Origin of the sequence: Micromonospora sp. NPDC007208 (assembly GCF_042869175.1) — a bacterium.
GTDB lineage: Bacteria > Actinomycetota > Actinomycetes > Mycobacteriales > Micromonosporaceae > Micromonospora > Micromonospora foliorum.
The window spans coordinates 143421-167795 of sequence record NZ_JBIAFG010000017.1 but is presented as its reverse complement, the minus strand read 5'-3'; the positions used below and the strand labels follow the sequence as shown (position 1 = coordinate 167795).

Sequence of the window (24375 nt, the reverse complement as noted above, 5' to 3'; positions counted from 1 at the left end):
GCCACGTGCCACCGACCTCTCAGCGATTCGCCCCGCCAAGAGGACAACGAACGACAAGATCGATTGCTACGACCAGCTGAGCACGGGGTGGCCTCCCTCGACGGGGAGGCCACTACTTCCATGTTCGAGCGCGATCATCGTCACCGGGGGGAGCGCGAGCGTGCCCTTAGGGCGGCTCGGACCTCGGCGAGGAACCCGTCGAAGTCGTCCCGGAGGCGCTTGGCGGTCACGTGCAGCACGATCCAGTCGCCGCCGAGCAGTTGGTTGAGGCGTTGGCGGTCCCGATGGAACTGCTCGGGGTCGTCGTGCCAGAGCCCGTCGTACTCCACCGCGACCTTGAACTGCGGCCAGGCCAAATCCAGCCGGGCCACGAACCGGCCCTGCTCGGACACGACCCACTGCGTCTCCGGACTCGGCAGGCCGGCGAGCACCAGCCGCACTCGGGTGCGGGACTCCTGAGGGGACTCCGCGCCCGCGTCGGCCAGGTCGACCGCGCGTAGCAGCGACCGCCAGCCACGCCGACCGGCCCGGCTCAGCGCGTACTCACGCAGGGCCGGCACGGTCGTCAGCCGGCTGGCCAGCATGGCGTCGATGACGACCACGGCCTCGACCACGTCGAGCCAACAGGCCACGTCCCAGCAGGTACGCGCCGGGCTGGTCACCGTGACCCCGGCCCGGTCCACGGTGTCGCCGGGGTCGATGGCTGCGCGGTGGACCCGGATGCCGGCGGTCGGCCCGATCCGGGTGGTGGCGGGAACGAGGACGTCGACCGGCTCGGTCGCGGTCGGCTTCGCACAGCCGAACAGGCCGGCGGCAGCGCGCCCGGCGATGGCGGCACCGGGCGGGACCAGCCAGCGTCCGACGGCGGCGCATCTGATGGTGTGGGTGACTGTGACCCCGGCATCCGCGTAGACGTCGCGGAAGAGCGGTCGCCACGCCGAGCTGCGGAGGTCGTTGCGGGTCAGTAGGCCTCGCGAGACGGCGGTCGAGCCACGGAAGACCCGACCCCGCAACTGCGGCGGCCGACGAGGAACTTTCGGCATGGGCCTCAGGCTGTCCGAACGCCTTCACGTTCCGCTGCCCCTGTGGATAACCGCCGTCACCGCACCGGTGCCGATGCGCGCCGTTGTCCCCATGATCGCGCTCGAACATGGATGTAGTGGCCTCCCGAAAAGCGGAGGCCACTACATCCTGGATCGAGTGCGATCTTGCCGGGCGGGCGCGCGAAGGGCGTGGAGCGCGTGGAGAGCGTGGGGGTGGGGAGCCTGGAGGCGGGGAGGGCGTGGAGGCGTTGGGAGTGGGGGTGGGGGTGGGGGTGGGGGTGGGGTTAGGCGGCGGTGGACCAGATGGCGCGGAAGGCGGCGGCTTCGCCGGCGAGCCATCGTTCGATCTGGTCGGGCTTGGCGTCGGTGGGCATGCGGTGGGCCAGGCCGCGGCGGACGTCGACCAGGACCGGCTCGGCGTGCGGGAGCACCGCGTCCATGTGTCGGGCCATCAGGTGCAGGGTGGCGAGCACCGACTCCTCGCTCGGTGGGGCCTCGTCGAAGTGCAGGCGGACCGCTTCGGCGCGGCCGTCGGCGTGGCGTACCCCGAAGTGGGGGTTGATCTTGACGGGCAGGTCGCCCAGCATGGCCAGGGCGTCGCGGGTCTGGGCGAGATCGATGGCGGCCGGCTCGCCGAGGGAGTGCAGCCAGCTCGTGGCGCCGGGGACGAGCGCCTGGTAGAGCGGGCGCCACCGTGGCTTGACGATGTCGACCACCCCGGCCAGGTGCGTGCCGCCGGTGTGGAAGGCGATGTCGGCCTTGAGTGCCTTGACGAACTGGCCGTGCGGGTTGAAGCCGGACCGGCTGGCGCGTTGCTTGCGCAACCCACCGACGAAGGTCGCCTTGGTGGGGCCGGTGCGGTCGACGTAGCGGGTGAAACCGAGCAGTGTGGCGTAGGGGGTGAGGGGCGTGGAGGCGGGCGCGGTCACGGGCGTCCTCCCAGGTCAGGATCTTGATTAGTACATACATTCTAATCGACAGGTCTGACATTGCCCAGCGAAGTTGAGGGGGCCGACGGCCTCCTGGCAACCGGACGAATCGACCGCTCGGGCGAGCGTCGCGGGCCACCGCCGGCTGGCCCGGTGGGCAAGCTGGCTGATCGGAGGAACAGCCGCTCGGGGGAGGGGCGGCCCCCTGGCTCGCGTTTGCGATGCTGTCAATCTTGTCCCACTTGTGGCGTTATTGTGCGTTGTGGTCATTGGTGATGTGTCCAGGGTCGTCATCCCTGGCAGCAGGGGTGCGGCGGTGCGGACCGTCCGGTCCGCCGACCCCGCAGCTGGCCGGGACCGCTACCTGGACCTGCTCCGGACGATCGCCCTGGTCCGTGTCGTGCTCTACCACGTCACCGGTTGGATCTGGCTGAGCCTGCTGGTGCCGGCGATGGGTCTGATGTTCGGCATCGCCGGCTCGTTGATGGCGGCGTCACTGGACCGGCACGGTCCGCCGGCAGTGCTCCGGCGGCTGCGCCGGCTGGTGCTGCCGTTCTGGGCGTTCGGCGCGATCGCACTGGCGGTGCTCTCCGTCGGGTGGCGGCCGCTGCCGAGCGGCGTGGCCGGCTGGGCTGAACTGCTCTGGTGGGTCCTGCCCCTGCGGGTGCCGCCGGTGGGTGGGCCGTCCTGGGCCTGGGTGTTCCACATCGGGCTCTGGTACGTCGTCACCTACCTGTGGCTGGTGCTTCTCTCGCCGGTGCTGCTGTGGCTGTTCCGTCGCTGGCCATGGCCCAGCATCGGGGTGGCCACCGCGCTGCCGGTCGGGATGCACCTCGCCGGTGTGCACGCCGGCTACTTCGTCGCCGCCTACGTGTCCTGCTGGCTGATGGGGTTCGCCCACCACGATCGGCTGCTGCACCGCGTCCCGTGGCGCTGGTACGGCTGCCTCGTGGCCGGCCTCGCCGGGGTGGGCGGCACCTGGATGGTGGCCGCCATGGTGACCGGCCGGGCCGTCGACCTCAACCACATCGCCGGTGGCACCACACTGTGGTCGATGGCCCTCGTCGCGGTGCTGCTGAGAGTGCAGCCCAAGCTCGTCGGCCGGGTGGCGCTGGGTGCCCTGCTCCGGGTGGTCAACGCCCGGGCGGTCACCATCTACCTGTGGCACATCCCGGCCAGCCTCGGGATGTTCCTGCTGCTCGCGCCGGTGCTGCCGTACAACTCGGTGGCCTCGATCGCGCTGCGGCTGACCGGGGTGTGCCTACTGACCGCCGGGGCGGTGCTGCTGTTCGGCTGGATCGAGGACGTGGCCGCCCGGCGTACCCCGGCGCTCTTCCGCCCCGGGCCCGTTGGCCCCCGACGGTCCGTCGGGGGCAGACACGTCAGAGCTGGCCGACGTCGGTGATCCGCACGACCGCCGCGCCGACCTCGTCCGAGGCCACCAGGTCGATCTCGGCGCTGATGCCCCAGTCGTGGTCGCCGTTGGGGTCGTCGAAGCTCTGCCGGACGGTCCACCGTTCCCGACCCTGCTCGATCATGAGCAGCGCCGGCCCTCGGGCGTCCGGCCCGACGCCGATCGAGTCGTACTCCTCGAAGTACGGCGCGAGCGCGTCGGCCCACGCGTCGTAGTCCCAGCCGTCTTCGGCGTCCAACTCGGCGAGCAGGTCCCAGCGGCGTAGCGCGGCCAACTCGACGCGGCGGAACAGCGCGTTGCGCACCAGCACCCGGAACGCCCGCGCGTTGCGGGTCACCGCCGGTGGCCGATCGGTCAGGGCGGCGTGCGCCTGGGCCACCTCGGCCACGTCGGACGGGTTGCGCAGCCGTTCCCACTCGTCGATGAGACTGGAGTCGACCTGGCGGACCAGCTCGCCCAACCACTCGATGAGGTCGATCAGCTCCTCGGTCTTGGCGTCCTCGGGCACGGTCTGGCGCAGCGTCTTGTACGCGTCGGCCAGGTAGCGCAGGACGAGACCCTCCGAGCGGGTCAGCCCGTAGAACTGCACGTACTCGGTGAAGGTCATGGCCCGCTCGTACATGTCGCGGACGACGGCCTTGGGGGAGAGCTGGTGGTCGGCGACCCAGGGGTGCCCCTGCCGGTACATCTCGTACGCGGCGTCCAGCAGCTCGGCCAGGGGCTTCGGGTGGGTCACGTCGTCGAGCAGTTCGAGGCGCGCCTCGTACTCGATGCCCTCGGCCTTCATGGCGGCGACCGCCTCGCCGCGCGCCTTGAACTGCTGCGCGGAGAGGATCTGCCGGGGGTCGTCGAGGATCGACTCGATGACGCTCAGCACGTCGAGCGCGTACGACGGGGACTCGGCGTCGAGCAGCTCGATGGTGGCCAGCGCGAGGGGGGAGAGCGGCTGGTTGAGGGCGAAGTCGAGCTGGAGGTCGACGGTGAGCCGGATCCGCCGGCCGGTCTCGTCCGGCTCGGGCAGCTCCTCCACGACTCCGCCGGCCCGCAACGCCCGGTAGATGGCGATCGCCCGGCGGATGTGCCGGCGCTGGGCGGCGGGCTCCTCGTGGTTGTCGGTGAGCAGGTGCCGCATCGCGGTGAACGCGTCCCCGGGCCGGCCGATGACGTTGAGCAGCATCGAGTGGCTGACCTGGAAGCTGGAGGTCAGCGGCTCCGGCTCGGCGTCGACGAGTCGGTCGAAGGTGGGCTGGCCCCAACCGATAGAGCCCTCCGGGGGCTTCTTGCGGACCACCTTGCGCCGCTTCTTCGGGTCGTCGCCGGCCTTCGCGAGGGCCTTCTCGTTGTCGATGACGTGCTCCGGGGCCTGCACCACGACCCGGCCGATGGTGTCGTAGCCGGCCCGGCCGGCCCGCCCGGCGATCTGGTGGAACTCCCGGTTCTTGAGCAGCCGGGTACGGACCCCGTCGTACTTGGACAGGCCGGTGAACAGCACGGTGCGGATCGGCACGTTGATGCCGACGCCGAGGGTGTCGGTGCCGCAGATGACCTTGAGCAGGCCGGCCTGGGCGAGGGTCTCCACCAGGCGGCGGTACTTGGGCAGCATGCCGGCGTGGTGGACGCCGATGCCGTGCCGGACCAGCCGGGAGAGCGTCTTGCCGAAGCCGGCGGTGAACCGGAAACCACCGATCGCCTCGGCGATCATGTCCTTCTCGGCGCGGGTGCACACGTTGACGCTGGTCAGCGCCTGGGCGCGTTCCAGCGCGGCGGCCTGGGTGAAGTGCACGACGTACACCGGGGCCTGCTTGGTCTCCAGCAACTCCTCAAGCGTCTCGTGCAGCGGCGTCATCGCGTACGAGAAGATGAGCGGGACCGGCCGCTCCGCCGTGCGCACGACGGCGGTCGGCCGCCCGGTGCGCCGGGTCAGGTCGTCGACGAAGCGGGTGGTGTCCCCCAGGGTGGCGGACATCAGGATGAACTGGGCCTGCGGCAGCTCGATGATCGGCACCTGCCACGCCCAGCCCCGGTCGGGCTCGGCGTAGAAGTGGAACTCGTCCATGATCACCTGGCCGACGTCGGCCTTCGTGCCCTCGCGCAGGGCCAGGTTGGCCAGGATCTCCGCGGTGCAGCAGATGATTGGGGCGTCGGCGTTGACGCTGGCGTCGCCGGTGAGCATGCCGACGTTCTCGGCGCCGAAGACCTCGCAGAGCGCGAAGAACTTCTCCGACACCAGGGCCTTGATCGGCGCGGTGTAGAAGGTCGTCCGGCTGTCGGCGAGGGCCGCGAAGTGCGCGGCGATCGCCACCAGGCTCTTCCCCGAGCCGGTGGGCGTGTTCATGATCAGGTTGGCGCCGGAGACGATCTCGATGACCGCCTCTTCCTGATGGGGGTAGAGGTCGAGGCCGCGCTCCTTCGCCCAGCCGGCGAACGCGTCGAAGAGGGTGTCGGGGTCGGCGCTTGTCGGCAGCGCGGCGGTGAGCGTCATAGCCTGTCCATGGTGCCTGGATCATGCCCCGGTACGCCAACCCGGCCGGCACCGGACCCCCGTCCGGACGTCCCGAACGCGCCGTCCCGTTCCGGTTCGGCCGTTTCGCCGGTCACCGTCGGCGGTACAGCAGGTCGGCGACCGGCCGGCCGGCCGTGATCGCCCGCCGCTCGAACTTCGTCACCGGTCGGTGCGCCGGCCGCGGCGCGAAGCCGCCGTACGCGTCCACCAGCTCCGGGTCCGCGTCCAACGTCTCCCGCATCGCCTCGGCGTACTCGGCCCAGTCGGTCGCGCAGTGCAGCACACCGCCGGAGCGCAGCCGGGACCGCAGCAGCGCCACGTGCGCCGGCTGGATGATCCGCCGCTTGTGGTGGCGGGACTTCGGCCACGGGTCCGGGAAGAAGACGTGCACGGCGTCCAGCACACCCTCGGGCAAGCCGTTGACCAGGGACAACGCGTCGCCCTGCGCCACCCGCACATTCCGCAGGCAACCGCGCTCCACCAGGTTGAGCAGGTTGGCGATTCCCGGCGTGTGCACCTCGACCGCCAGATAATCTCGATCCGGGTCGGCGGCAGCCATCGCGGCGGTGCTGTCGCCCATGCCCGAGCCGATCTCCAGCACCACGGGAGCCCGGCGACCGAACAGGTCGGCCAGGTCGACGGGCACGACCGGTCCGTCCGGCACATCCAGGCCGTACGCGGGCCAGAGCCGGCTCAGCGCGTCGGTCTGCCGGTCGCTCATCCGACCCCGGCGGGGGTGGAACGTGCGGATCGTCCGGCTCACGGGCGGGACGGCGGGGTCATGGTCGGTGGCGGTCACAGCGACCCGAGCGTACGCGACGCCGTTGGCGGATCGGATGTGATGTGCGACCGGAAATGAGAGGATCCAACTGGTACGGCAGGTCGGGTGCTCCACTGCCCGATCCGGCCGCACGGCGTCGAGAGGGGGCATCGTGACACTGACCCGCGGCGTCGTGAGCCTGTCGCTGGTGACCGTGTTCGCCGGCCCCCTGCTGGCCGCCGCGCCCGCCCTCGCCGCGCCTCAGCCTGCCGCCGTCGCTTTCGCTGCCACTCAGCCTGCCGCCGCCGGTCTCGTCGTGCCGGAGCGGGCTGTTGCCGTCGCGGTCGCGCCGCAGCCGGGAGGGCCGCCCGGTGGCGCGCCTCAACCGACGCCGGCGGTGGACATCTTCGTCGAGGTGAGCCCCAGCACGGTGCAGCCGGGCTATCTGGTCGGCATCCGGGCCAGTTGTCGGGACAACTCGGTGGGCGCCACCGTGGTCTCCGACGCCTTCGGGGCGGTCGGCGTGCAGCCGCAGGGCGGAGTGCTCACTGCCGCTCCGATGGTGCGCGAGCGCACCCGCCCCGGCAACTACCGGGTCAAGTTGGAGTGCCGCGACGGCGAGACCGCCTCGACCATGCTTCAGGTGGTCAAGAAGGTCCCCGTCCAGCCCAGCCGTGGCCCGGCAACCGGCTTCGGTGGGAGCAGCGGCGGGATGACCGGCAAGCTGCTGCTGCCCGGCGGCGCGGCACTGATCATCACCGGGCTGATCCTCGCCGTGATGGCGTTGCGCCGCCCCCGAGCCGTGACGCGTCGCTGAGCCCGCCATGACGATCTTCCGCCCCACGCCGCCGCCGGCCGGTTCACGCCCGCCGTTCGCCGGCCGCCCCGCCGCTCCGCACGATGATGCCCGCCCGCCGTTCGCTGGCCGCCCCGCCGCACCGCCCGATGACGCTCGGCTGTCCCTGGACGACGGTTGGCCGGGCTCCGACGGCCCGCCGGATGCCCAGCGCCCGCCACATCGCCAGCGCCCGCCGGATCCCGACCGCTCGCCGGATCCCGATCGCCCGTCGGTGGCCGCGCGTCCGCCGACCGCCGTCGCCCCCCGGCGTAGTCGCCCGGCCGGCCGCAGCCCCTGGTCCGTACCGCTGGCGGTGGTGTTGGTTTTGGCCGGAGTCTTCGCCACCGGGGCGGGGCTGGGCCGTTCGGTCGGCCCGTTCGACCTGGCCCCGACCGGCGGTGACCGGCCGGCCCGCAGTGAGTCGGTCGGGTTGTCGGCCAGTCGTCCGGTGCGCCTCTCGGTACCGGCGATCAAGGTGACCGCGCCGGTGGCGCCCGTCGGGCAGGCGCGGGACGGCTCGATCGCCGTACCGCCGCTGGAACGGCACAACGAGACCGGTTGGTACGACCGCGGCCCCACCCCCGGTGAGCCTGGCCCGGCGGTGATCGTCGGGCACGTGGACACGAAGACCGGCCCGTCGGTCTTCTACGACCTCGGCAAGCTGCACCCTGGCGACCTGATCGAGGTGGCCCGGGCGGACGGGTCGGTGGTGGTGTTCCGAGTCGACACCGTGGAGCACTTCCCTAAGGACCAGTTGCCCGGCGAGCGGATCTACGGCCACGACGGGCCACCCGGGCTGCGGTTGATCACCTGCGGCGGGCAGTTCATCGGGGGCCGCACCGGCTACGCCGACAACGTCATCGCCTTCGCCACCCTCCAGTCCTCCCGCAAGTCCTGAGACTGGCCCGCCGGGCGTCAGCTCAGGAACGCCAGGAGTTGGCGGATGGTCTCGTCGGGGGCTTCCTCCGGAATGAAGTGCCCGACCGGGACCGGCTCGCCACGCACGTCGTCGGCCCACTCGCGCCAGATCGCGAGCGGGTCGTCGTAGAGCTTCGCGACCTGGCCGTGTTGGCTCCAGAGAAACAGCACCGGGCAGGCGATCTTCCGGTTTCCGCGGTCCGCCTCGTCCTGCTGGTAGTCGAGTGTGGCGGCCGCGCGGAACTCCTCGCAGATCGCGTGCACCGTGGCGGGGTCGCTGAACTGCTTGACGTACGCCGCGCGGACCTCGGCGGGGAAGGCGTCCTTCACCTCGGGCCAGGTGTCGAGCATGAAGTCGACGAGCACCGCGGGCGCCGCGTCGATGAACTGCTCGGGCACCGGCGCCGGTGCCGCCAGGAAGGACCAGACCCAGTAGGAGAGGCTGAACGTCTTGTCCGCGCGGTTGTAGACGTCGCCGATGGGGACGACGTCCATCACGGCCAGCCGGGTGACAACGTCCGGTGCGTCCAGCGCGAGACGGTACGCGCAGCGTGCCCCCCGATCGTGGCCGACGAGTCGAAACTGCTCGTGGCCCAGACTGCGCATCACCGCGACCTGGTCGCGGGCGATGGCGCGCATGCCGTACGGCTCGTGGTCCGCTGTGCTGGGCGGTTTACCGCTGTCGCCCCAGCCTCGCAGGTCGGTGGCGACGACCGTGTAGTTCTCGGCGAGCCGTGGCGCGACCTGGTGCCACATGAGGTGCGTCTCGGGGATGCCGTGCAGCAGCAGAACGGGCGGCCCGCTTCCGCCCCGGCGTCCGTGGATCGTCGCGCCGGGCGTGTCGATGTCGAACTCTTCGAAGCCGTCGAACATGGCCGGAATCTCCCCGCACCTTGGGATGCGCCCCGACCGAACGGCATGGAATGGCAGGTAGGGCGACTGGTGGCCGGCTATCGCTCGGGCCGCCTCGACGCTATCAACGCAGACATCCGGCCCGGTGCGATTCGGCAGTGGTGCGGCACCCTCGGCACACAAAAAGCGGCTCGACGTGTGGCTGCGGGACGGCTGACGGCCGAACGCCCGGTCAAGGTCGTGCTCGAACCAGGATGTAGTGGCCTCGCGCCGCGGGGAGGGGACTAGATCCAGGATCGAGCACGATCAAGGCGGGGCTGCCGCTCCACACCCACCTCGACGCGCCCAAAGCGCCTGAACCGCCCCAACGGTGGGAGCCGGCTAGGGCTGGGGGACGTGCAGTGCCACCTCGAACTCCAGCAGGCTGGCACCGGTGGAGACCGGGGGACGGGGCTTGTCGCCGGGGGCGGTGGCGTGGGCGGCTCGCGACGGGCCGGCGGCCCACGCCTGGAACGCCTCCTCGCTCTCCCACCTGGTGTAGACGAAGTAGCGGGTCTCGCCGGCCACCGGGCGGAGCAGTTCGAAGCCGAGGAAACCGGGGGAGTTCTGCACCGCGCCGGCCCGGGCGGCGAACCGCTTCTCCAGCTCCGCGCCGCCACCGGGCGAGACGTCGATTGCGTTGATCTTCACGACTGCCATCTGCCCACCCTAGCCAGTGAGCGCGGCACCGGGACGGCAGCCGGCGGCACCGGGACGGCGGCCGGGACGACGCAGCGGGCTCAGAACGACTCGACCGCCGGGATCAGGTCCGCGTCGACCACGATCGGCGCGTGGTCGGAGGGGCCCTTGCCCTTGCGGGCCTCGCGGTCCACGTACGCGGAGCGGACCGCTCGGGCGAACGGCGCGGACGCGTACACCAGGTCGATTCTCATGCCCTTGTTCTGGTGGAACATGCCGGCCCGGTAGTCCCAGTAGGTGAAGGGGTGGGGGCCCTTCATCGGGGTGGGCACGACATCGCTCAGGCCCAGGTTGCGCAGCGCCGCGAGGGCCGCCCGCTCGGCCGGGGTGACGTGCGTGGAGTGGGTGAAGACCGCCGGGTCCCACACGTCGGCATCGGTCGGGGCCACGTTGAAGTCGCCGCAGACCGCCAGCGGCAACCCGCCGGCCAACTCGGTGTCCAGCGCGTCGCGCAGCGCCGCGAACCAGGCCAACTTGTACGCGTAGTGCGGGTCGTCCGGCGTCCGGCCGTTGGGCACGTACACCGACCAGACCCGCACCCCGTCGCAGGTTGCGGAGATGGCACGGGCCTCGGGCTCGGGAAAGCCGGGCTCGTCGGCGAACCCGACCCGGACGTCGCCCAGCCCGACCCGGGACAGGATGGCGACGCCGTTCCACCGGCCGTCGCTGTGGCTGGCCACGGTGTAGCCCAGCTCGCCCACCTCGGTTGCCGGGAAGGCGCCGTCCGGGCACTTGGTCTCCTGCAGGCAGACGACGTCCGGCCCGGTGTCGGCCAGCCACTCCAGCAGCCGGGGTAGACGGGCCTTCACCGAGTTGACGTTCCAGGTCGCCAGGCGCATGCCTCCAGCCTGCCGCATCCGCCGCCGCGACGCCGGGTCAGCTGCCCGGGGTGTCGCCGGGACGGGTCTGTTCGGCCAGGAACCGTTCCAGTTCGGCGCCGAGCTCGTCGGCCGTGGGCAGCGGGCCGGCGTCCGGGGCGAGCAGGCTCTTCTCGCCCCGACCTCGGGCGAACGCGTCGTACTGCTCCTCCAGCGCCTGGACCAGGGCCGCGGCGTCCTCGGTCTGCGCGACCTGCCGGTCGATCTCCACCCGGACCACCTCGGCGGCCGAGCGCAGCCCGTCACCGGGCAGCAGCAGCCCGGTGCTGCGCGACACCGAGGTGAGCAGCACCTCGGCGGCGGCCGGGTACTCGGTCTGCGCCACGTAGTGCGGCACGTGGGCGGCGAAGCCCAGCGCGTCGCGGCCCTGTTCGCCGAGGCGGAACTCCAGCAGGTGACCGACGCTGCCGGGCACCTGGACGCGCTGTAGCCAGGGCTCGTAGCCGGCGATCAGCTCGGGGCGGGTCGCGTGGGCGGTCACCCCGGTCGGCCGGGTGTGCGGGACCGCCATCGGGATCGAGTTGAGCCCGACGGTGAGCCGGACGTCCAGCCGGGCGGCGAGCCCGGCCACGGCGGCCACGAAACGCTCCCACTGCAGGTCGGGTTCGGGGCCGGTGAGCAGCAGGAACGGGGTCTCGTCGTCGTCCTGCAGCAGGTGCAGCTCCAGCTTGGGCGCGTCGACGCTCTCCCAGTGGTCCTCGACGAAGGTCATCACCGGTCGCCGCGATCGGTAGTCGAAGAGCTGGTCGACGTCGAAGGTGGCGATCGGCCGACCCTCCAGCGAGGTGAGTAGCTGCTCACGCGCCAGTCGGCTGGCGTTTCCGGCGTCCACGAACCCGGTGAGGGCCTGGATCAGGACCGGCTGCCCGAGGTCGGGCAGATCGTCGGTGAGCTGGTAGAGCTCGTGTGGGTCGAGCACCGGTGCGGACCTCCCTGAAATGTGCGTGCGGAGTGCCGTCGCGACGGAGGGCACCCGTTCGGGCAACGTACCCGCCATCCTGGTGCATTCCTGCGCCGGGCGATCCGTTGGCCGGGTGGTGGGCGTGACCGGACTAATCGTCTGTTTACGCCACCAGGCCGAGCCTCCTGGCCGATCGGCCGAGGGCTGGTTCGGCCCAAAGGCCGAGTTTGTCGATCATGTCAGGCTCGGAGGTGAGATGTCCGGCCCTGTCCCGGGCCGTGCCGGTCCGCGTGCGCCGCCAGCTTTCTCCGGTACGCGAGGTCCGTTCCCCGGGCGGGTCGAGCCGCCCAGGTCGTCCACCAGTACGGGTCGGATCTGTGGCGAGCGCCACGTGATCACCGTGCGTGATCAGGGTTTTCACCTGCCTAGCCTCGGTTGATGCGTGACGACGGCACCCTCGACGACCCGTACGCCCCGAGCAGCCCCACTACCGATACGGAGGATGGCACCTCAACCGAACGGACAACCACCGCGAGCCGGCTCCGGGCGTACGCCCGGGACCTGACCGGTCGACGCCGGGCACAGCTGGCGCTGGCCACCGGTGTGGTGTGCTGCCTCGGTCTGACCGCCGTCGTCCAGGTTCGGAACGAGGACGCCGACGCGGCGACCCGCAGTGGTTCGCTCTCCAGCTCCGAGCTGGCGCAGCGCGCCGAGCAGCAGCGCGCCTCCCGTTCCCTGGACCGCACGGCCGCCCCGAGCACCTCCGCGGCCCCGTCCGTCGCGGCGAGCTCCGCCGACCCGGACACCAGTGCGCCGGCCCGCAAGGTCGCCCCGGCGCGCCCGACCGACCCGGCGCCCGTCGCCGGGCTGGACGAGGATCAGATGGAGAACGCCGAGGCGATCGTCCGCGCCGGCCGCAAGATGGGGGTGCCGCGCCGGGGGCTGGTGATCGCGGTGGCCACCGCCATGCAGGAGAGCAATCTCTACAACGTGGCCAGCGGCGTGCTGCCCGAGTCGCAGGACTACCCGCACCAGGGCGTCGGCTGGGACCACGACTCGGTCGGGTTGTTCCAGCAGCGTTCCAGCAGCGGCTGGGGCCCGGTGGGGCGGCTGATGGACCCCGAGTTCGCCACCCGGCAGTTCCTCAGCGCGCTGGAGCAGGTGCCCGGTTGGCAGCGGATGCGGCTCACCGACGCGGCACAGGCGGTGCAGGTCTCCGCGTACCCCGAGCACTACCAGCAGCACGAGTGGCGGGCCACCCGGGTCGTTGAGGCCATCGTGCCGACGGGGAGGTAACCTACCGCCCACTATGGACGGTCAGGGTTGAGCCTGTCGCATCCCGGGTACATGTGTTGCGGGTTCGGGGTACACATGAGTACGGGACCATCGACAGGAGGACGTTATGTCACTGATGCAGCGGATCAGCGCGTTTCTGAAATCGCCGAAGGGGCAGCAGTTGGTCGACCGGGGCCGGCGCGAGATGGCCAAGCCGGGCAACCAGCAGAAGCTGAAGGGGTTGGCTTCCCGGCTGTCCAACCGCCGCCGCTGACCGCTCCATCGGCCGCCCTGTCCACCGTTCCCACCCCTGGGGAGACCTGGTGACCGACACCCCGCCTGCTGGCGGCCAGCCCGCCGCCCCTACTCCGCAGCCGTCCGCCGACCTGCCAGCCGGGCCGGTGGACGCCCCCGAGGGTCCGCCGGCCCGGCTCTGGGACCGGATGCGGGACGACCCGCAGTACGCGCCGGAGCACCTCGCCCTGGAGGCGGTGCGCCGCCTCGGGCCGGAAGCCGTGCAGTGGGCCGGCCGGGCCCGCGCCGAGCAGCCCGGGGTCTCCGCCGATGTCCTGGCCGACCAGGCGGCCCGCAAGTTTGTCAACCTGGCCCGGCTCTCCGGCGCGGTCTCCGGCGCGGCAGGGCTGCCCGGCGCCGTGATCGACGTGGGCGTGCTGGCCTGGACCCAGGCACGGATGGTGCTGCACATCGCCGCCGCGTACGACGTCGACCCCCTGCACAGTGACCGGGCCACCGACCTGCTGGTCCTCCAGCGGGTGCACAAGGTCGCCGAGAGCGCCCGGCTGGCGCTCGGCGTGGCCGCCGGCCGGGAACGCGCCGACGCGCTCTTCGGCCTGGGCGGCCAGCGCCCGCTCGGTCGGGTCATGCTGCAACTCGGCGTCCGGCTGGCCCAGATGGCCGGCGTCCGGGCCGCGAAGCGGATGGTTGCCAAGATCGTCCCCGGTGCGGCAATCGTGCTCGGCACCTGGGCCAACTCGTCAGCGACAAAGGACCTCGCCCAGCGGTCCCGGGCCCTCTACCGCTCCCGCGGCACCGGCGTCCCGGAGCCACGCCAGCCCTGACGGCCCGCCCAGGTGCTCAGTTGGCCAGGTCGGGTCGTCAGTTGGCCAGGCCGGAGGAGCGCCAGGTCACCTCGGCGATGCGGCCCTGGCCGGTGGCGTTGGGGTGGAACCAGTCCAGCGGGTTGAGCAGGTCCAGGGTGAACCGGACCTTGTGCAACGCGCCGCCGTCGTGCCGGCACCGTGCTCCGTACGCCCGGCAGGCCGCCTTCAACTCGGCGTTGTACGCGTCGATCCGGTCCCGGACGGCGGCCCGGCGCGCCCGGTCGGCGGGCGCGGTCGACGTCGCCTCGGCCAGCAGGGCCGGGCAGATGCCCCGTCGCCACGCGCGCGTCGCCCGGGCGTCGTCGTGCCCGACCTCCCAGAGCCGGTACAGGTCGGGGATGCTCACCACCAGCACCCGGGCCTTCGGCCGGCCGGTCCGCAGGACCCGCAGCCCCCGGTCGACGTCGGCCCGGAACCGCGCCACCGGCGTCATCGCGTCCACCCCGCCCCGGCAGACGTCGTTGGCGCCGATCAGCACGGTGACGTAGTCGGCGCGGTCGCGTACCGCCGCCTGGGCCTGACCCTCCAGGGCGTCCGCGCGGGCGCCGGGACGGGCATGGTTGTACGTCCGGTCGCGGATCGCGGCGTTCTGTTCGAGCAGCCGCCGGTAGTGGCTCTGCACCCGCAGCCCGTCCCCGGTCGACCAGGAGTTGCGCTCGCAGGAGGTGAGCACCAGGCAGGAGGCGAAGCCGGTGCTGATCGAGTCGCCGAGGGCGGCGATGCCGCCGGGCCCGCTCGACGGCGGGGCGCTCGTGGTGGGGCGGGGTGTCGCGGAGTTGCCGCCCTCGCAGGCCAGCGCGACCAGCGCCGCGAGACAGGCCAGGGCGGCGACCCAGCGTCGAGGCATGACGTCTCCCGTTCCCGCAGCACAGAGCGACAGCGCGGTAACTCTATGCGTAGGACGGGGTTTGCCGGGAAGTTGCTGTCGGGTATGCGGCAGAGCGCCTACGCGAGGGCCGTCGGGGTGCTATACGTCCCGCCACGGCGCCCGCTGGCCGTGCAACCACCAGTGCAACGCCCGGGTGATCCGGGGCAGCACCAGATAGGTCATCAGCGGGGTCAGGCAGAGCGTCATCAGTAGCACCCGGGCCGCCAGCGGCACCGCGTCGAGGAAGCGGCTCGTCAGCAGCGTGGCGGTCAGACTCAGCGGGAAGAACGCCAGCCAGATGGTCACCGCCTGCTTCCACCGGGGTGGCGACGCGGGCGGAACCGGCTCCACCGGGTCCACCGAGTGCTCCAGCGGCCTGTCGAACCAGCCCTCGATCCCGGTACGCCGCTCGACCCGGGTGTGCTCGACGATGCCCTGCGCCGAGCTGAGCCACCAGTGTCGCTGCGGCGACTCCTCCCACCGGCGCAGCGTCTCGGCGTCGGCGAAGCGGTAGAGCATGTGCCACTCCGGCGAACCGGGGCCGCTCTGCACCCAGCCGGCGCCGAGGAAGCCGGGGAACGCCTCGGCCAACGCGGTGCCGGCCCGCATCCAGGCCACCATCTCGCTGGCCCGGCCGGGGTCGACGCGGCGGGCGATGGAGACGGTCACCGGCACGGCGAGGGTCATTGACATGCGCCCATCCTGCGGTCGACGGGGCCGCGGCGCGAACGGATGTGCCGGAGCACACCGCGCGTCCGGGTGTGCGAGCCCGCCGTACCGGTTAACCCGGCCGATCGGGGGTAGGTCGGTGGGTATGACGAGATCGCAGCCCCGGCGCGCCCGTGGCACGGTCGGCCACGCCAACAGCGCGTTGAACCTCCGACTCACCCTGGCCAGCTTCGGGCTGGTGATCATGGTGCTCTTCGCGGTGCTGGCGTTCTGGGCCGGCATCGCCTGGCTCGGCGTAGTCTGCGCGATCCTCGCCGTGGTCGCCGTGGTCGACCTGGTCGTGATCCAGCGCCGCCGCGCCGCCCGCCGCCGCGAGGAGCCGGGCGTACGACACTCGTTGTTCGAGTGACAGGAGGACGAGATGCCCCATATCGCCACCACCAACCCCGCCACCGGACAGGTGCTCAAGACCTATGAGGCGATGTCCACCGAGCAACTCGACGACGCCATCGAGCGCACCGACCTCGCGTTCCAGCAGCTGCGGGAGACGACCGTCGACCAGCGCGCCCAGTGGATGAACGCCGCGGCCGACCTGCTGGACGCCGAGCGCGACGAGATCGCCCGGATCATGACCACCGAGATGGGCAAGACGTACGTCGCGGCGCAGGCCGAGGTGACCAAGTGCGCCACGGCGGCCCGCTTCTACGCCGACAAGGCCCCGGCGTTCCTCGCCGACGAGCCGGCCGACGCGGACGCCGTGAAGGCGACCCGGGCGTTCATCCGTTACCAGCCGATCGGTGTGGTGCTCGCGGTGATGCCGTGGAACTTCCCGCTCTGGCAGGTGATGCGTTTCGCCGCCCCGGCGCTGATGGCCGGCAACACCGGCCTGCTCAAGCACGCCTCGAACGTGCCGCAGACCGCGCTGCTGTTGGAGGACGTGTTCCGGCGCGCCGGTTTCCCCGAGGGGGCCTTCACCACCGTGCTTGTCGACTCGGAGGCCGTCGACCACATCCTCAGCGACCCCCGGGTCCGCGCCGCCACGCTCACCGGCAGCGAGCCCGCCGGTCGGTCCATCGCGCAGATCGCCGGGCGGGAGCTGAAGAAGACAGTCCTCGAACTCGGCGGCAGCGATCCCTTCGTGGTGATGCCCTCGGCGGACGTGGACCGGGCCGCCGAGGTGGCCACCACCGCCCGCTGCCAGAACAACGGTCAGTCCTGCATCGCCGCGAAGCGGTTCATCGTGCACACCGACGTGTTCGACGCCTTCGCCGAGAAGTTCGCCGCCAACATGGCCGCGCTACGCGTCGGCGACCCGATGGACCCGAACACCGACGTCGGGCCGCTGGCCAGCGAGCGTGGCCGCGACGAGGTGCACGCCCAGGTCCGCGACGCGGTGGACAACGGGGCGACCGTGCTCTGCGGCGGCGAGCCGCCGACGGGCGACGGCTGGTTCTACCCGCCGACCGTGGTCACCGACCTCACCCCGCAGATGCGGATGTGGTCCGAGGAGGTCTTCGGCCCGGTCGCCGGCCTGTTCCGGGTCTCGTCGTACGAGGAGGCCATCGAGGTCGCCAACGGCACCAGCTTCGGGCTCGGCTCGAACGCCTGGACCCGGGACCGGGCCGAGCAGGAGCGCTTCGCCACCGACCTGGACGCCGGCAACGTCTTCATCAACGGGATGACCACCTCGTACCCGGAGTTGCCGTTCGGCGGTGTGAAGAACTCCGGTTACGGGCGGGAGCTGTCGGCGCTGGGCATGCGGGAGTTCTGCAACACCAAGACGGTCTGGGTGGGCGAGGGCGCCGCCTCGGCCGGCGCCGGCGCGCACGCCGAGTAGTTCGGGGCGCGGCACGCGTCAGCCGGTTGGCGCGGCACGCGTCAGCCGGCGCCGTCGTGGGTAGGAAGTGTGCCCATGACGTCGTTCGGGTTCCACGCCTCGCATGAGCAGATCGGTCCGCGCGCCCTGTTGGAGGCGGTGATCCAGGCCGAACGGGCCGGCTTCGACGCCGCCATGTGCTCCGACCACTTCTCCCCGTGGAGTGCCCGGCAGGGCGAGTCCGGCTTCGCCTGGTCCTGGCTGGGCTCGGCGTTGCAGGCCACCGGCATGCCGTTCGGCGTGGTCAACGCGCCCGGTCAGCGGTACCACCCGGCGATCATCGCGCAGGCGATCGGCACCCTCGGCGCGATGTACCCGGGCCGGTTCTGGGCGGCCCTGGGCACCGGCGAGGCCAGCAACGAGCACATCACCGGCGACCCGTGGCCGCGCAAGGACGTACGCGCCGCCCGGCTGCGCGAGTGCGTGGACGTGATCCGGGCCCTGCTGGCCGGCGAGGAGGTCAGCCACGACGGGCTGGTCCGGGTGGATCGGGCCCGGCTCTGGACCCGCCCCGAGCAGCCGCCCGCGCTGGTCGGCGCCGCCGTCAGCGTGGCCACCGCCCGCTGGTGCGCCGAGTGGGCGGACGGACTGATCACCGTGAACGCCCCGGTTGCCCACCTGCGCGAGATGATCGACGCGTACCGGGACGCGGGCGGGCGCGGGCCGCTGCACCTCCAGGTGCACGTCTCCTGGGCGCCGGAGCAGGCCCAGGCCGAGGCCATCGCCCACGACCAGTGGCGTAGCAACGTCTTCGCCCCGCCGGTCTGCTGGGACCTGGAGACCGTCGAACACTTCGACGTGGTCTCCGCCGACGTGCCGGCCCAGCGGGTCGCCGAGGTGGTGAACGTGTCGGCGGACCTGGGCCGACACGTCGGCTGGCTGGAGGAGTACGTGCAGCTCGGCTTCGACCAGATCGCCCTGCACCACGTCGGGCAGGAGCAGCGCGGCTTCATCGACGCGTTCGGCGCGGAGGTGCTGCCAAAACTGCGCCCGGGCGGCTGATCGGGGCCGCAGGACGCGTACCCCTAGGCTCGTACCCCATGGAAAGCCTGTTTCCGGTCGTCGTCTTCCTGGCGATCGCCACCCTGGGCGCCGCGTTGGCCCGCCGGCTCGGCCTGCTCGCGCCGATCGTGCTGGTCGTCCTCGGCCTGGCGCTCTCGTTCGTGCCGGGCTTCCCGCAGGTGGAACTCGACCCGGAGCTGGTGCTTGTCGGCATCCTGCCGCCGCTGCTCTACGTGGCCGCGCTGGAGACCTCGGTGCCGGCGTTCAAGAACAACATCCGGCCGATCCTGCTGCTCGCGGTCGGCCTGGTGTTGTTCACCGCGTTCCTGGTCGGGCTGGTGCTGCACCTGCTGCTGCCGCAGCTGCCGTTCGCGATCTGCCTGGCCCTCGGCGCGGTGGTCGCCCCACCGGACGCCGTGGCCGCCACCGCCGTCGCCCGCCGGGTCGGGCTGCCCCGCCGGGTCGTCACCATCCTGGAGGGCGAGAGCCTGGTCAACGACGCGACCGCCCTGGTGCTGCTGCGGGTCGCGACGATGGCCACCATCGGCTCGGCCGTCGGCGCCGACAAGATCGCCATCGAGGTGCTGCGGTCCACCGGCGGCGGCATCCTGATCGGGGCGCTCGGGGCGCTGGTGTTCGGCTTCCTGCATCGGCGGATCAACGACCCGCTGCTGGACAACGCGCTGTCGCTGATCATCCCGTTCGCGGTGGTGTTCAGCGCCGAACACCTGCACGCCTCCGGGGTCGTCGCGGTGGTCGTCACCGGTCTGGTGCTCGGGCACAAGCTGCCCCAGCTGCTGTCCGCGGCGTCCCGGTTGCAGGTCGGCGCGTTCTGGCGGCTGGTCCGCTTCCTGCTGGAGGGCCTGGTCTTCCTGCTGGTCGGGCTCCAACTGCGGGAGGTACTGCGCGATCTCGACGAGCCGATCGGCTCACTCATCCTGATCACCTTCGCGGTGCTCGCCACCGTCTTCCTGACCCGCTTCGTCTGGCTCTTCCCGGCCACCTACCTGGCCCGGTTGGTCCCCCGGGTCCGCCGCCGGGACGCCCGGCCCTCACCGAAGTTCCCGATCATCATCGGCTGGGCCGGCATGCGCGGCGTGGTGACCCTGGCCGCCGCGCTGGCCCTGCCGCTGACCCTGGCCGACGACGAGCCGTACCCCAGGGCGTTGTTCATCTGGCTGGCCTTCGCCGTGATCGTTTTCACCCTGGTCGGCCAGGGCGCCACCCTGCCGCTGGTCGCCCGCCGACTGAAGCTGCCGCAGGACGACCCGGTACAGGACGCGCTCTCCGCAGCCGCAGTGCAGCAACAGGCCAGCAAGGCCGCCCAGGACCGCCTCGACGAGTTGGCCGACAGCGCCCCGGATCCGGTGGTGGACCGGCTGCGCCGAGCGGTGGAGGACCGCACCAACATGGCGTGGGAACGACTCGGCGGCAACGAGCGGGAGACCCCGTCGCAGGCGTACGGTCGGCTGCGGCAGGAGATGATCGACGCCGAGCGGGATGTGTTCCGGGCTGCCCGGGACTCCGGTCGGATTCCTGAGGAAGTGTTGGTGCGGGCCTATCGTGACCTGGATTTGGAAGAGTCGTTGCTGCGAGAGGTTGAGAAGTGAGCTGTCAGCACCTGACCGAGGCCGGTGCCGCCGAGCCCCGCACCCCCGACGAGTGCGCGGACTGCGTCGCCATCGGCGACACCTACTGGGTGCACCTGCGCACCTGCCTGAGCTGCGGGCAGGTCGGCTGCTGTGACTCGTCGCCGAACCAGCACGCGAGCAAGCACTTCGCGTCCACCGGCCACCCGGTGATCCGCTCGGCCCAGCCGGGCGAGGCCTGGCGCTGGTGCTTCGTCGACGAGGAGATCGGCTGACGGTCAGCCCGGGTGCGGTGCCCGGTCGGCGCGGTCGGCGCGGTCGGCGCGGTCGGCCAGGGCGCGTCGGGTGAGCGGTGGCACGGCGAGGCCGGTGAGCGCGAGCAACCCCGCCAGCGCCAGCCAGCCGACCGGGCCGCCGTCGATGATCAGCCAGGTCAGCAGGGCCGGGCCCGCCGCGCGGACCAGCCCGGCGAGCAGTCCGTCGACCCCCTGGTAGGCGCCGAGGGCGTCCGGGGCGGCGAGGTCGTAGGCCAACGCCGCCCCGGCACCGGCGTGCCACAGGTCGCCCAGGGTGTAGATCACCGTCGCGCCCAGCAGCAGGCCGACCGCCACCGTGGTGGGCACCACGGCGGTCACGGCCCAGAGCAGCATCCCGGCCGCGAGCACCAGCCCGGCCCGGCGCATCGTCGCCGCCGCCGGCACCGCGTGCGCGGCGCTCCCGCTGAGCCGTACGGCGAACAGCACCGTGAGCAGCGTGTTGACCAGCAGGAGAGCGGAGACCGTCACCAGCGGCGCGTCGGTGTGCGCCACCACCCACAGCGGCAGCACCAGCGTCAACGCCACGTGGTGCACGGAGAGCACCGCCGAGGTTCCGACGACCGCGAGGAACGGGCCGTCGCGCAGCGCCCGACCGGCTCTCTGCCCCAGGGGCCGACGCTCCGGTGGGTACGCCGGGAGTCGCATGATCAGCGCCGCCGAGACCAGATAGGTGGAGACGTTGCCGAGCACCAGCAGCCGGTACGCCCATCCGGTGTCCGCCACCAGCGCGAACGCGGCGAGGCCCGCACCGAGCGCCACGCCCAGGTTGGCCACCGCACGCAGGGTGGCAAAGGCGTGCACCCGGCCCTCGGGGCCGCCCACCGCGGCGACCAGCGCGGCGCGGACGGCGAGGTTACCGGAGATCAGCAGAGCGTCCAGTGTGGCCACCAGAAGAAAGACGGAAAAAGAGCCGACCAGCAGGTACGCGGCGGCGACGGCGGCCTGCGCCAGTTGCAGGACGGCACGGAGGCTCCGGGGGTCACGTCGGTCGGCGAGCCCGCCGAGCGGCACGCTGGCAGTGAGCCCGACCAGGCCGGCGAGAGTGAGCCCGAGCCCCACCTCCGTCGGGGTCAGCCCCACGGCGCGGGTGAGGAAGAGCGCCGCACCCGTTACCCACAGCCCCGTGCCGATCGTATTGGCGAGGGTGGCCAGCGACAGGGTGCGTAGCCGACCGGGCGGCGGCAGCGGCGACAGCGACCGCCAGCGGTCGCGAACCTCCGCCGTGGTGCCCATTTACCGACCCTAGAGCGGCCGCCTGCTCATCGATGCCCCGCGTAGTGCGGTGCCCGTCACATGCCGTGTCCAGGCCGATCTCGGGCGGCTCAGCGCGAAGATCCACCGGCCTTGCCTTGCCCACAGCCCTCACCTGGCTTCCGTAGCCACGGGCAGGGGACCAACCGCCCACCCCCTCGACGCTGAGTGCGCGGCTGTCACCTCCTGATCGGCAGGACACGGTCTTAAGGAGGTCAGGTTCGTCGGTGGTACTGGTTGCGGCGGGGGAGTTGTTCGGGGTCGAGCCAGGCGGGTGGGACGAACTCGGGGTGGCCGTCGCCGCCGAGTCGAACAGCCCAGTCGCTGTGGTGCAGGTGTCGGTGGTGGTGGCCGCAGAGCAGCACGGCGTTGTCGAGGCTGGTGGTGCCGCCGTCGGCCCAGTGCTTGATGTGGTGGGCCTCGCACCAGCGCGGTGGGCGGTCGCAGCCGGGGAACGCGCAGCCTCGGTCGCGTAGCACGAGCGCGCGTCGCAGCGGACCGCTGATGAGGCGGCGTTGTCGACCGACGTCGAGTGGTTGGCCAGCGCTGCCGAGGATGGCGGGCAGGATCGCCGCGTCGCAGGCGAGCCGGCGCACGGCCTCGGGTGTGAGGTGCAGGCCGGTGTCGAGAGCGCCGGCGTCGAGCCCCTGGGCCAACGTGTCGAAGCTGGTGGTGACGACGAGTTGGGCGGGGTCGCCGCCCGTTCTCGGGTAGCTCGCCGGTGCGCAGGGCAAGCCGGCAGAGATCGGCGAGCGCGTCGTGGCGGCGTTGCCCAGGAGAACGCGGATCGTCCGGACCGGACGGTGCGGTCAGCGGGTCGATCGCGGCGCGCAGCAGGCCGGCCGTCTCGCCGTCGAGGATGCCGGACAGCCGTAGCCGGCCGTCCCGCAGCTCCGACAGCGTGAGGTGGCGGTCTCGGCAGGCTCGGCGGGCCTCGGCCTCCATCGCAGCCCTGGCCGCGGCTTCGCTGACCTCGGGAGCGACGTGATCGAGGATCCGCGTGCTCAGCTTGCGCAGCAGGGTCGGCTCGAACTGTCCGGCCCACTCGACCAGGACACCCACCGCCTTCTCAGCCGCCTCGGAGCCAGCGGCCGTGCGCACTGTGCGGACCGTGTCGCCGATGACCTGGGCCTGCTCCACGCTGATATCCCCGCTGGCCAGAGCGGTCCGCACCCCGGGCTCTCCGGTGTCCAACGCACCGGCGAGATCGACCAGCCGGCGAGCGGCGGAGACGCTGAGGCGTAACCGGTCGCGCAGCCACACTGCCGTCAAGGACGGGCCCTGCGCGGTCGCGGTGCCTCGACCGTCCAGCTCCCGCACGAGGGCCAGCTTGACCGTGGCCAGGCGTTGTTCGAGCCGGTGCGTGGCGTCGAGTGCCGCGACGAGGTCGCGCTCCGGAAGAGCCCACGTCGGTGCGTCGAGGCAGTCGGCAATGGCCGCCTCGGCCTGCGCCAACTCCTCCACCATGGACCGACGATAGAACACGTGTACGACACTTTCGGGGTCGCTCAGTAGGACAGGTTCGGCTGCTTCGAAGGGGCGACAATCCGTAGCCACCCGAAGGTGGACGAGGTGGCCTTCACGGGGTCGCTGCGCACGCCGACGTGCGGCTGGGCTGACTCGCCAGATTCGCTGAGCCCCGGCTCAGCGGCTGATGCTGTCGACGAGACGTTCGGTGGCGAGGCAGGAGACGAGGCAGCGTTCCTTGGCGTCGCCGCTCAGCCGGGCGGTCCAGTCGGTGAGGCCGCCGTCGCCGATCTCCAGGCTGCCGTCCAGGACGGTGATGCGTAGGGCACACCCGGTGTAGTAGCCGCGACCGCGAGACCGCTCCGGTTCGTCCACGAGCGGCACGACATGGTCGGCGAGTGCCGGTCGGACGGTGTCCGCCAGCCGCTCCCGGACGACCCGGTCGTCGAATGTGGTGACGTGCAGCCGGGGCGCGGCGGTAGGTGCCAACTCGGCGAGCACGCTCCGCCAGTAGGTGAGGTGCCGGACCAGCAGTCGGGCCTGGGTCTCGCCCGAGCCAGTGTCCCGGGCGCTGGACACCAGGGCGAAGAGCCGAAAGTGCGCCGACGTGTCACTGCCGAAATCCTGCGCCCGCAGCACCCGATGGGCGGCGGCCAGGTGCACCTCGCTCTGTCGGCGGCGACGTACGGCCGCCTCGACCGCGAGGGCGTTGGTGGGGTCGCTCAGCACCTCGCTGGCGCGCATCGTGGTGACGATCCTGTTCTGGCTGATCGGCGCGACCGCCGAGCAGGTGCCGGCCGGTACGACCGGCGACAGTTCCACGCCGGCCACGTCGGCGGGCAGCAGTTGCCACATCCGGGCCTCCACCTGTGCCAGTACGCGGGGGTCGGCACGGGCTGGGCGGACGAAGCGGTCCTCGTGCCAGCGGCGTACCACCTCGGACGGGCATACGGTCGCCGTCCGGTCGCGGGCCACGCTCAACAGCAGACTGCGCAGGTCTGCGCCGGACAGCCCGGCCAGCGCGGTTCGCGTCCCCGCCGGCATCGCCGCCCACACCCGACGCTGCGCGCCAGGCAGTTCGTCGCCATCCATGGCGTCACCATGGCTCACTGGGAGCGTCCGATCCATCGGTTTTGCCGCGCGTCCGGCCGCTTGTACACCCGTCT

Annotated in this window: 23 protein-coding genes and 1 pseudogene; 11 read left to right on the top strand and 13 right to left on the bottom strand. The window is 72.0% G+C overall.

Annotated elements, in window-relative coordinates:
• Nucleotides 1-140: 140 nt before the first annotated feature.
• On the bottom strand, nucleotides 141-1043 hold the full coding sequence (locus ACFYL6_RS27775; RefSeq protein WP_387175638.1) for an endonuclease domain-containing protein: 903 nt from the start codon (nucleotides 1041-1043) through the stop codon (nucleotides 141-143).
• Between the two features lie 284 nt (nucleotides 1044-1327).
• Nucleotides 1328-1972 (bottom strand): hypothetical protein, encoded by a 645-nt coding sequence (locus tag ACFYL6_RS27770; protein ID WP_387175636.1) that lies wholly within the window; start codon nucleotides 1970-1972, stop codon nucleotides 1328-1330.
• A gap of 316 nt (nucleotides 1973-2288) precedes the next feature.
• Here ACFYL6_RS27770 and ACFYL6_RS27765 point away from each other — a divergent pair, with 316 nt between their 5' ends.
• On the top strand, nucleotides 2289-3377 hold the full coding sequence (locus ACFYL6_RS27765; RefSeq protein ID WP_387175634.1) for an acyltransferase: 1089 nt from the start codon (nucleotides 2289-2291) through the stop codon (nucleotides 3375-3377).
• Here the strand turns inward: ACFYL6_RS27765 and ACFYL6_RS27760 are convergent.
• Both ACFYL6_RS27760 and trmB read right to left on the bottom strand, forming a co-directional pair.
• Nucleotides 3355-5868 carry a DEAD/DEAH box helicase gene (locus ACFYL6_RS27760; protein ID WP_387175631.1) on the bottom strand — a complete coding sequence of 838 codons (2514 nt, stop codon included), beginning with the start codon at nucleotides 5866-5868 and terminating at the stop codon, nucleotides 3355-3357. The two genes, ACFYL6_RS27765 and ACFYL6_RS27760, sit on opposite strands and share 23 nt — an antisense overlap.
• Before the next feature lie 112 nt (nucleotides 5869-5980).
• Nucleotides 5981-6688, bottom strand: a complete 708-nt coding sequence (gene trmB, locus ACFYL6_RS27755) for a tRNA (guanosine(46)-N7)-methyltransferase TrmB (RefSeq protein ID WP_387175629.1) — start codon at nucleotides 6686-6688, stop codon at nucleotides 5981-5983.
• 130 nt (nucleotides 6689-6818) lie between these two features.
• Between trmB and ACFYL6_RS27750 the strand changes: the two genes are divergently transcribed.
• Both ACFYL6_RS27750 and ACFYL6_RS27745 read left to right on the top strand, forming a co-directional pair.
• Nucleotides 6819-7466, top strand: a complete 648-nt coding sequence (locus tag ACFYL6_RS27750) for a hypothetical protein (protein WP_387175646.1) — start codon at nucleotides 6819-6821, stop codon at nucleotides 7464-7466.
• 253 nt (nucleotides 7467-7719) lie between these two features.
• Entirely contained in the window at nucleotides 7720-8385 is a 666-nt protein-coding gene (locus tag ACFYL6_RS27745; RefSeq protein WP_387175627.1) for a class F sortase, read from the top strand.
• A 17-nt stretch (nucleotides 8386-8402) separates the two neighbouring features.
• Here the strand turns inward: ACFYL6_RS27745 and ACFYL6_RS27740 are convergent, their stop codons facing one another.
• The 4 genes from ACFYL6_RS27740 to ACFYL6_RS27725 form a co-directional block, all read right to left on the bottom strand.
• Nucleotides 8403-9278 carry an alpha/beta fold hydrolase gene (locus tag ACFYL6_RS27740; protein WP_387175625.1) on the bottom strand — a complete coding sequence of 292 codons (876 nt, stop codon included), beginning with the start codon at nucleotides 9276-9278 and terminating at the stop codon, nucleotides 8403-8405.
• 360 nt (nucleotides 9279-9638) lie between these two features.
• The gene (locus ACFYL6_RS27735; protein WP_387175623.1) at nucleotides 9639-9956 is read right to left on the bottom strand and encodes an antibiotic biosynthesis monooxygenase family protein; all 318 of its coding nucleotides are present in this window, start codon (nucleotides 9954-9956) and stop codon (nucleotides 9639-9641) included.
• Between the two features lie 80 nt (nucleotides 9957-10036).
• Nucleotides 10037-10834, bottom strand: a complete 798-nt coding sequence (locus ACFYL6_RS27730) for an exodeoxyribonuclease III (protein WP_387175621.1) — start codon at nucleotides 10832-10834, stop codon at nucleotides 10037-10039.
• A 37-nt stretch (nucleotides 10835-10871) separates the two neighbouring features.
• On the bottom strand, nucleotides 10872-11792 hold the full coding sequence (locus ACFYL6_RS27725; protein WP_091401570.1) for a proteasome assembly chaperone family protein: 921 nt from the start codon (nucleotides 11790-11792) through the stop codon (nucleotides 10872-10874).
• 420 nt (nucleotides 11793-12212) lie between these two features.
• Here ACFYL6_RS27725 and ACFYL6_RS27720 point away from each other — a divergent pair, with 420 nt between their 5' ends.
• The 3 genes from ACFYL6_RS27720 (at nucleotide 12213) to ACFYL6_RS27710 (ending at nucleotide 14128) form a co-directional block, all read left to right on the top strand.
• Nucleotides 12213-13070 (top strand): peptidase M23, encoded by an 858-nt coding sequence (locus tag ACFYL6_RS27720; protein ID WP_387175619.1) that lies wholly within the window; start codon nucleotides 12213-12215, stop codon nucleotides 13068-13070.
• Nucleotides 13071-13176: 106 nt separating this feature from the next.
• On the top strand, nucleotides 13177-13323 hold the full coding sequence (locus ACFYL6_RS27715) for a hypothetical protein (protein WP_357187418.1): 147 nt from the start codon (nucleotides 13177-13179) through the stop codon (nucleotides 13321-13323).
• A 49-nt stretch (nucleotides 13324-13372) separates the two neighbouring features.
• The gene (locus tag ACFYL6_RS27710) at nucleotides 13373-14128 is read left to right on the top strand and encodes an EcsC family protein (protein WP_387175617.1); all 756 of its coding nucleotides are present in this window, start codon (nucleotides 13373-13375) and stop codon (nucleotides 14126-14128) included.
• 37 nt (nucleotides 14129-14165) lie between these two features.
• On the opposite strand, the gene ACFYL6_RS27705 is transcribed toward ACFYL6_RS27710, so the two are convergent.
• Together ACFYL6_RS27705 and ACFYL6_RS27700 are read right to left on the bottom strand one after the other, a co-directional pair.
• Complete coding sequence (locus ACFYL6_RS27705; RefSeq protein WP_387175616.1) at nucleotides 14166-15017, bottom strand: GDSL-type esterase/lipase family protein; 852 nt, start codon at nucleotides 15015-15017, stop codon at nucleotides 14166-14168.
• A 120-nt stretch (nucleotides 15018-15137) separates the two neighbouring features.
• A complete protein-coding gene (locus tag ACFYL6_RS27700) occupies nucleotides 15138-15731 on the bottom strand; it encodes an antibiotic biosynthesis monooxygenase (RefSeq protein WP_387175614.1) in 594 nt (197 codons plus the stop codon).
• Nucleotides 15732-15852: 121 nt separating this feature from the next.
• Here ACFYL6_RS27700 and ACFYL6_RS27695 point away from each other — a divergent pair, with 121 nt between their 5' ends.
• The 5 genes from ACFYL6_RS27695 to ACFYL6_RS27675 all read left to right on the top strand — a co-directional run bounded on the left by ACFYL6_RS27695 (nucleotide 15853) and on the right by ACFYL6_RS27675 (nucleotide 20449).
• Nucleotides 15853-16116 (top strand): DUF6343 family protein, encoded by a 264-nt coding sequence (locus ACFYL6_RS27695; RefSeq protein ID WP_354943480.1) that lies wholly within the window; start codon nucleotides 15853-15855, stop codon nucleotides 16114-16116.
• A gap of 12 nt (nucleotides 16117-16128) precedes the next feature.
• Nucleotides 16129-17544 (top strand): NADP-dependent succinic semialdehyde dehydrogenase, encoded by a 1416-nt coding sequence (locus ACFYL6_RS27690; RefSeq protein ID WP_387175612.1) that lies wholly within the window; start codon nucleotides 16129-16131, stop codon nucleotides 17542-17544.
• Between the two features lie 75 nt (nucleotides 17545-17619).
• A complete protein-coding gene (locus ACFYL6_RS27685; RefSeq protein ID WP_387175610.1) occupies nucleotides 17620-18585 on the top strand; it encodes a TIGR03885 family FMN-dependent LLM class oxidoreductase in 966 nt (321 codons plus the stop codon).
• 38 nt (nucleotides 18586-18623) lie between these two features.
• The gene (locus ACFYL6_RS27680; RefSeq protein WP_387175608.1) at nucleotides 18624-20195 is read left to right on the top strand and encodes a Na+/H+ antiporter; all 1572 of its coding nucleotides are present in this window, start codon (nucleotides 18624-18626) and stop codon (nucleotides 20193-20195) included.
• A complete protein-coding gene (locus tag ACFYL6_RS27675; protein ID WP_091401591.1) occupies nucleotides 20192-20449 on the top strand; it encodes a UBP-type zinc finger domain-containing protein in 258 nt (85 codons plus the stop codon). Before ACFYL6_RS27680 ends, ACFYL6_RS27675 begins: the two co-directional genes overlap by 4 nt.
• Nucleotides 20450-20452: 3 nt before the next feature.
• Here the strand turns inward: ACFYL6_RS27675 and ACFYL6_RS27670 are convergent, their stop codons facing one another.
• From ACFYL6_RS27670 to ACFYL6_RS27660, 3 genes and pseudogenes are all read right to left on the bottom strand, one after another.
• Nucleotides 20453-21724 (bottom strand): MFS transporter, encoded by a 1272-nt coding sequence (locus ACFYL6_RS27670; protein WP_387175605.1) that lies wholly within the window; start codon nucleotides 21722-21724, stop codon nucleotides 20453-20455.
• 233 nt (nucleotides 21725-21957) lie between these two features.
• A pseudogene (locus ACFYL6_RS27665) lies at nucleotides 21958-23209 on the bottom strand (DUF222 domain-containing protein).
• Between the two features lie 177 nt (nucleotides 23210-23386).
• Nucleotides 23387-24301, bottom strand: coding sequence for a hypothetical protein (locus ACFYL6_RS27660; RefSeq protein WP_387175603.1), 915 nt, complete (start codon nucleotides 24299-24301; stop codon nucleotides 23387-23389).
• Nucleotides 24302-24375: the final 74 nt, after the last annotated feature.

Excerpts from the sequence above, each read along its gene's own strand:
- ACFYL6_RS27775 (WP_387175638.1), bottom strand. The coding sequence starts at position 1,043 with ATGCCGAAAGTTCCTCGTCGGCCGCCGCAGTTGCGGGGTCGGGTCTTC.
- ACFYL6_RS27760 (WP_387175631.1), bottom strand. The coding sequence starts at position 5,868 with ATGACGCTCACCGCCGCGCTGCCGACAAGCGCCGACCCCGACACCCTC.
- ACFYL6_RS27740 (WP_387175625.1), bottom strand. The coding sequence starts at position 9,278 with ATGTTCGACGGCTTCGAAGAGTTCGACATCGACACGCCCGGCGCGACG.
- ACFYL6_RS27735 (WP_387175623.1), bottom strand. The coding sequence starts at position 9,956 with ATGGCAGTCGTGAAGATCAACGCAATCGACGTCTCGCCCGGTGGCGGC.
- ACFYL6_RS27730 (WP_387175621.1), bottom strand. The coding sequence starts at position 10,834 with ATGCGCCTGGCGACCTGGAACGTCAACTCGGTGAAGGCCCGTCTACCC.
- ACFYL6_RS27720 (WP_387175619.1), top strand. The coding sequence starts at position 12,213 with ATGCGTGACGACGGCACCCTCGACGACCCGTACGCCCCGAGCAGCCCC.
- ACFYL6_RS27715 (WP_357187418.1), top strand. The coding sequence starts at position 13,177 with ATGTCACTGATGCAGCGGATCAGCGCGTTTCTGAAATCGCCGAAGGGG.
- ACFYL6_RS27705 (WP_387175616.1), bottom strand. The coding sequence starts at position 15,017 with ATGCCTCGACGCTGGGTCGCCGCCCTGGCCTGTCTCGCGGCGCTGGTC.
- ACFYL6_RS27700 (WP_387175614.1), bottom strand. The coding sequence starts at position 15,731 with ATGTCAATGACCCTCGCCGTGCCGGTGACCGTCTCCATCGCCCGCCGC.
- ACFYL6_RS27695 (WP_354943480.1), top strand. The coding sequence starts at position 15,853 with ATGACGAGATCGCAGCCCCGGCGCGCCCGTGGCACGGTCGGCCACGCC.
- ACFYL6_RS27690 (WP_387175612.1), top strand. The coding sequence starts at position 16,129 with ATGCCCCATATCGCCACCACCAACCCCGCCACCGGACAGGTGCTCAAG.
- ACFYL6_RS27685 (WP_387175610.1), top strand. The coding sequence starts at position 17,620 with ATGACGTCGTTCGGGTTCCACGCCTCGCATGAGCAGATCGGTCCGCGC.
- ACFYL6_RS27680 (WP_387175608.1), top strand. The coding sequence starts at position 18,624 with ATGGAAAGCCTGTTTCCGGTCGTCGTCTTCCTGGCGATCGCCACCCTG.
- ACFYL6_RS27670 (WP_387175605.1), bottom strand. The coding sequence starts at position 21,724 with ATGGGCACCACGGCGGAGGTTCGCGACCGCTGGCGGTCGCTGTCGCCG.
- ACFYL6_RS27660 (WP_387175603.1), bottom strand. The coding sequence starts at position 24,301 with ATGGATGGCGACGAACTGCCTGGCGCGCAGCGTCGGGTGTGGGCGGCG.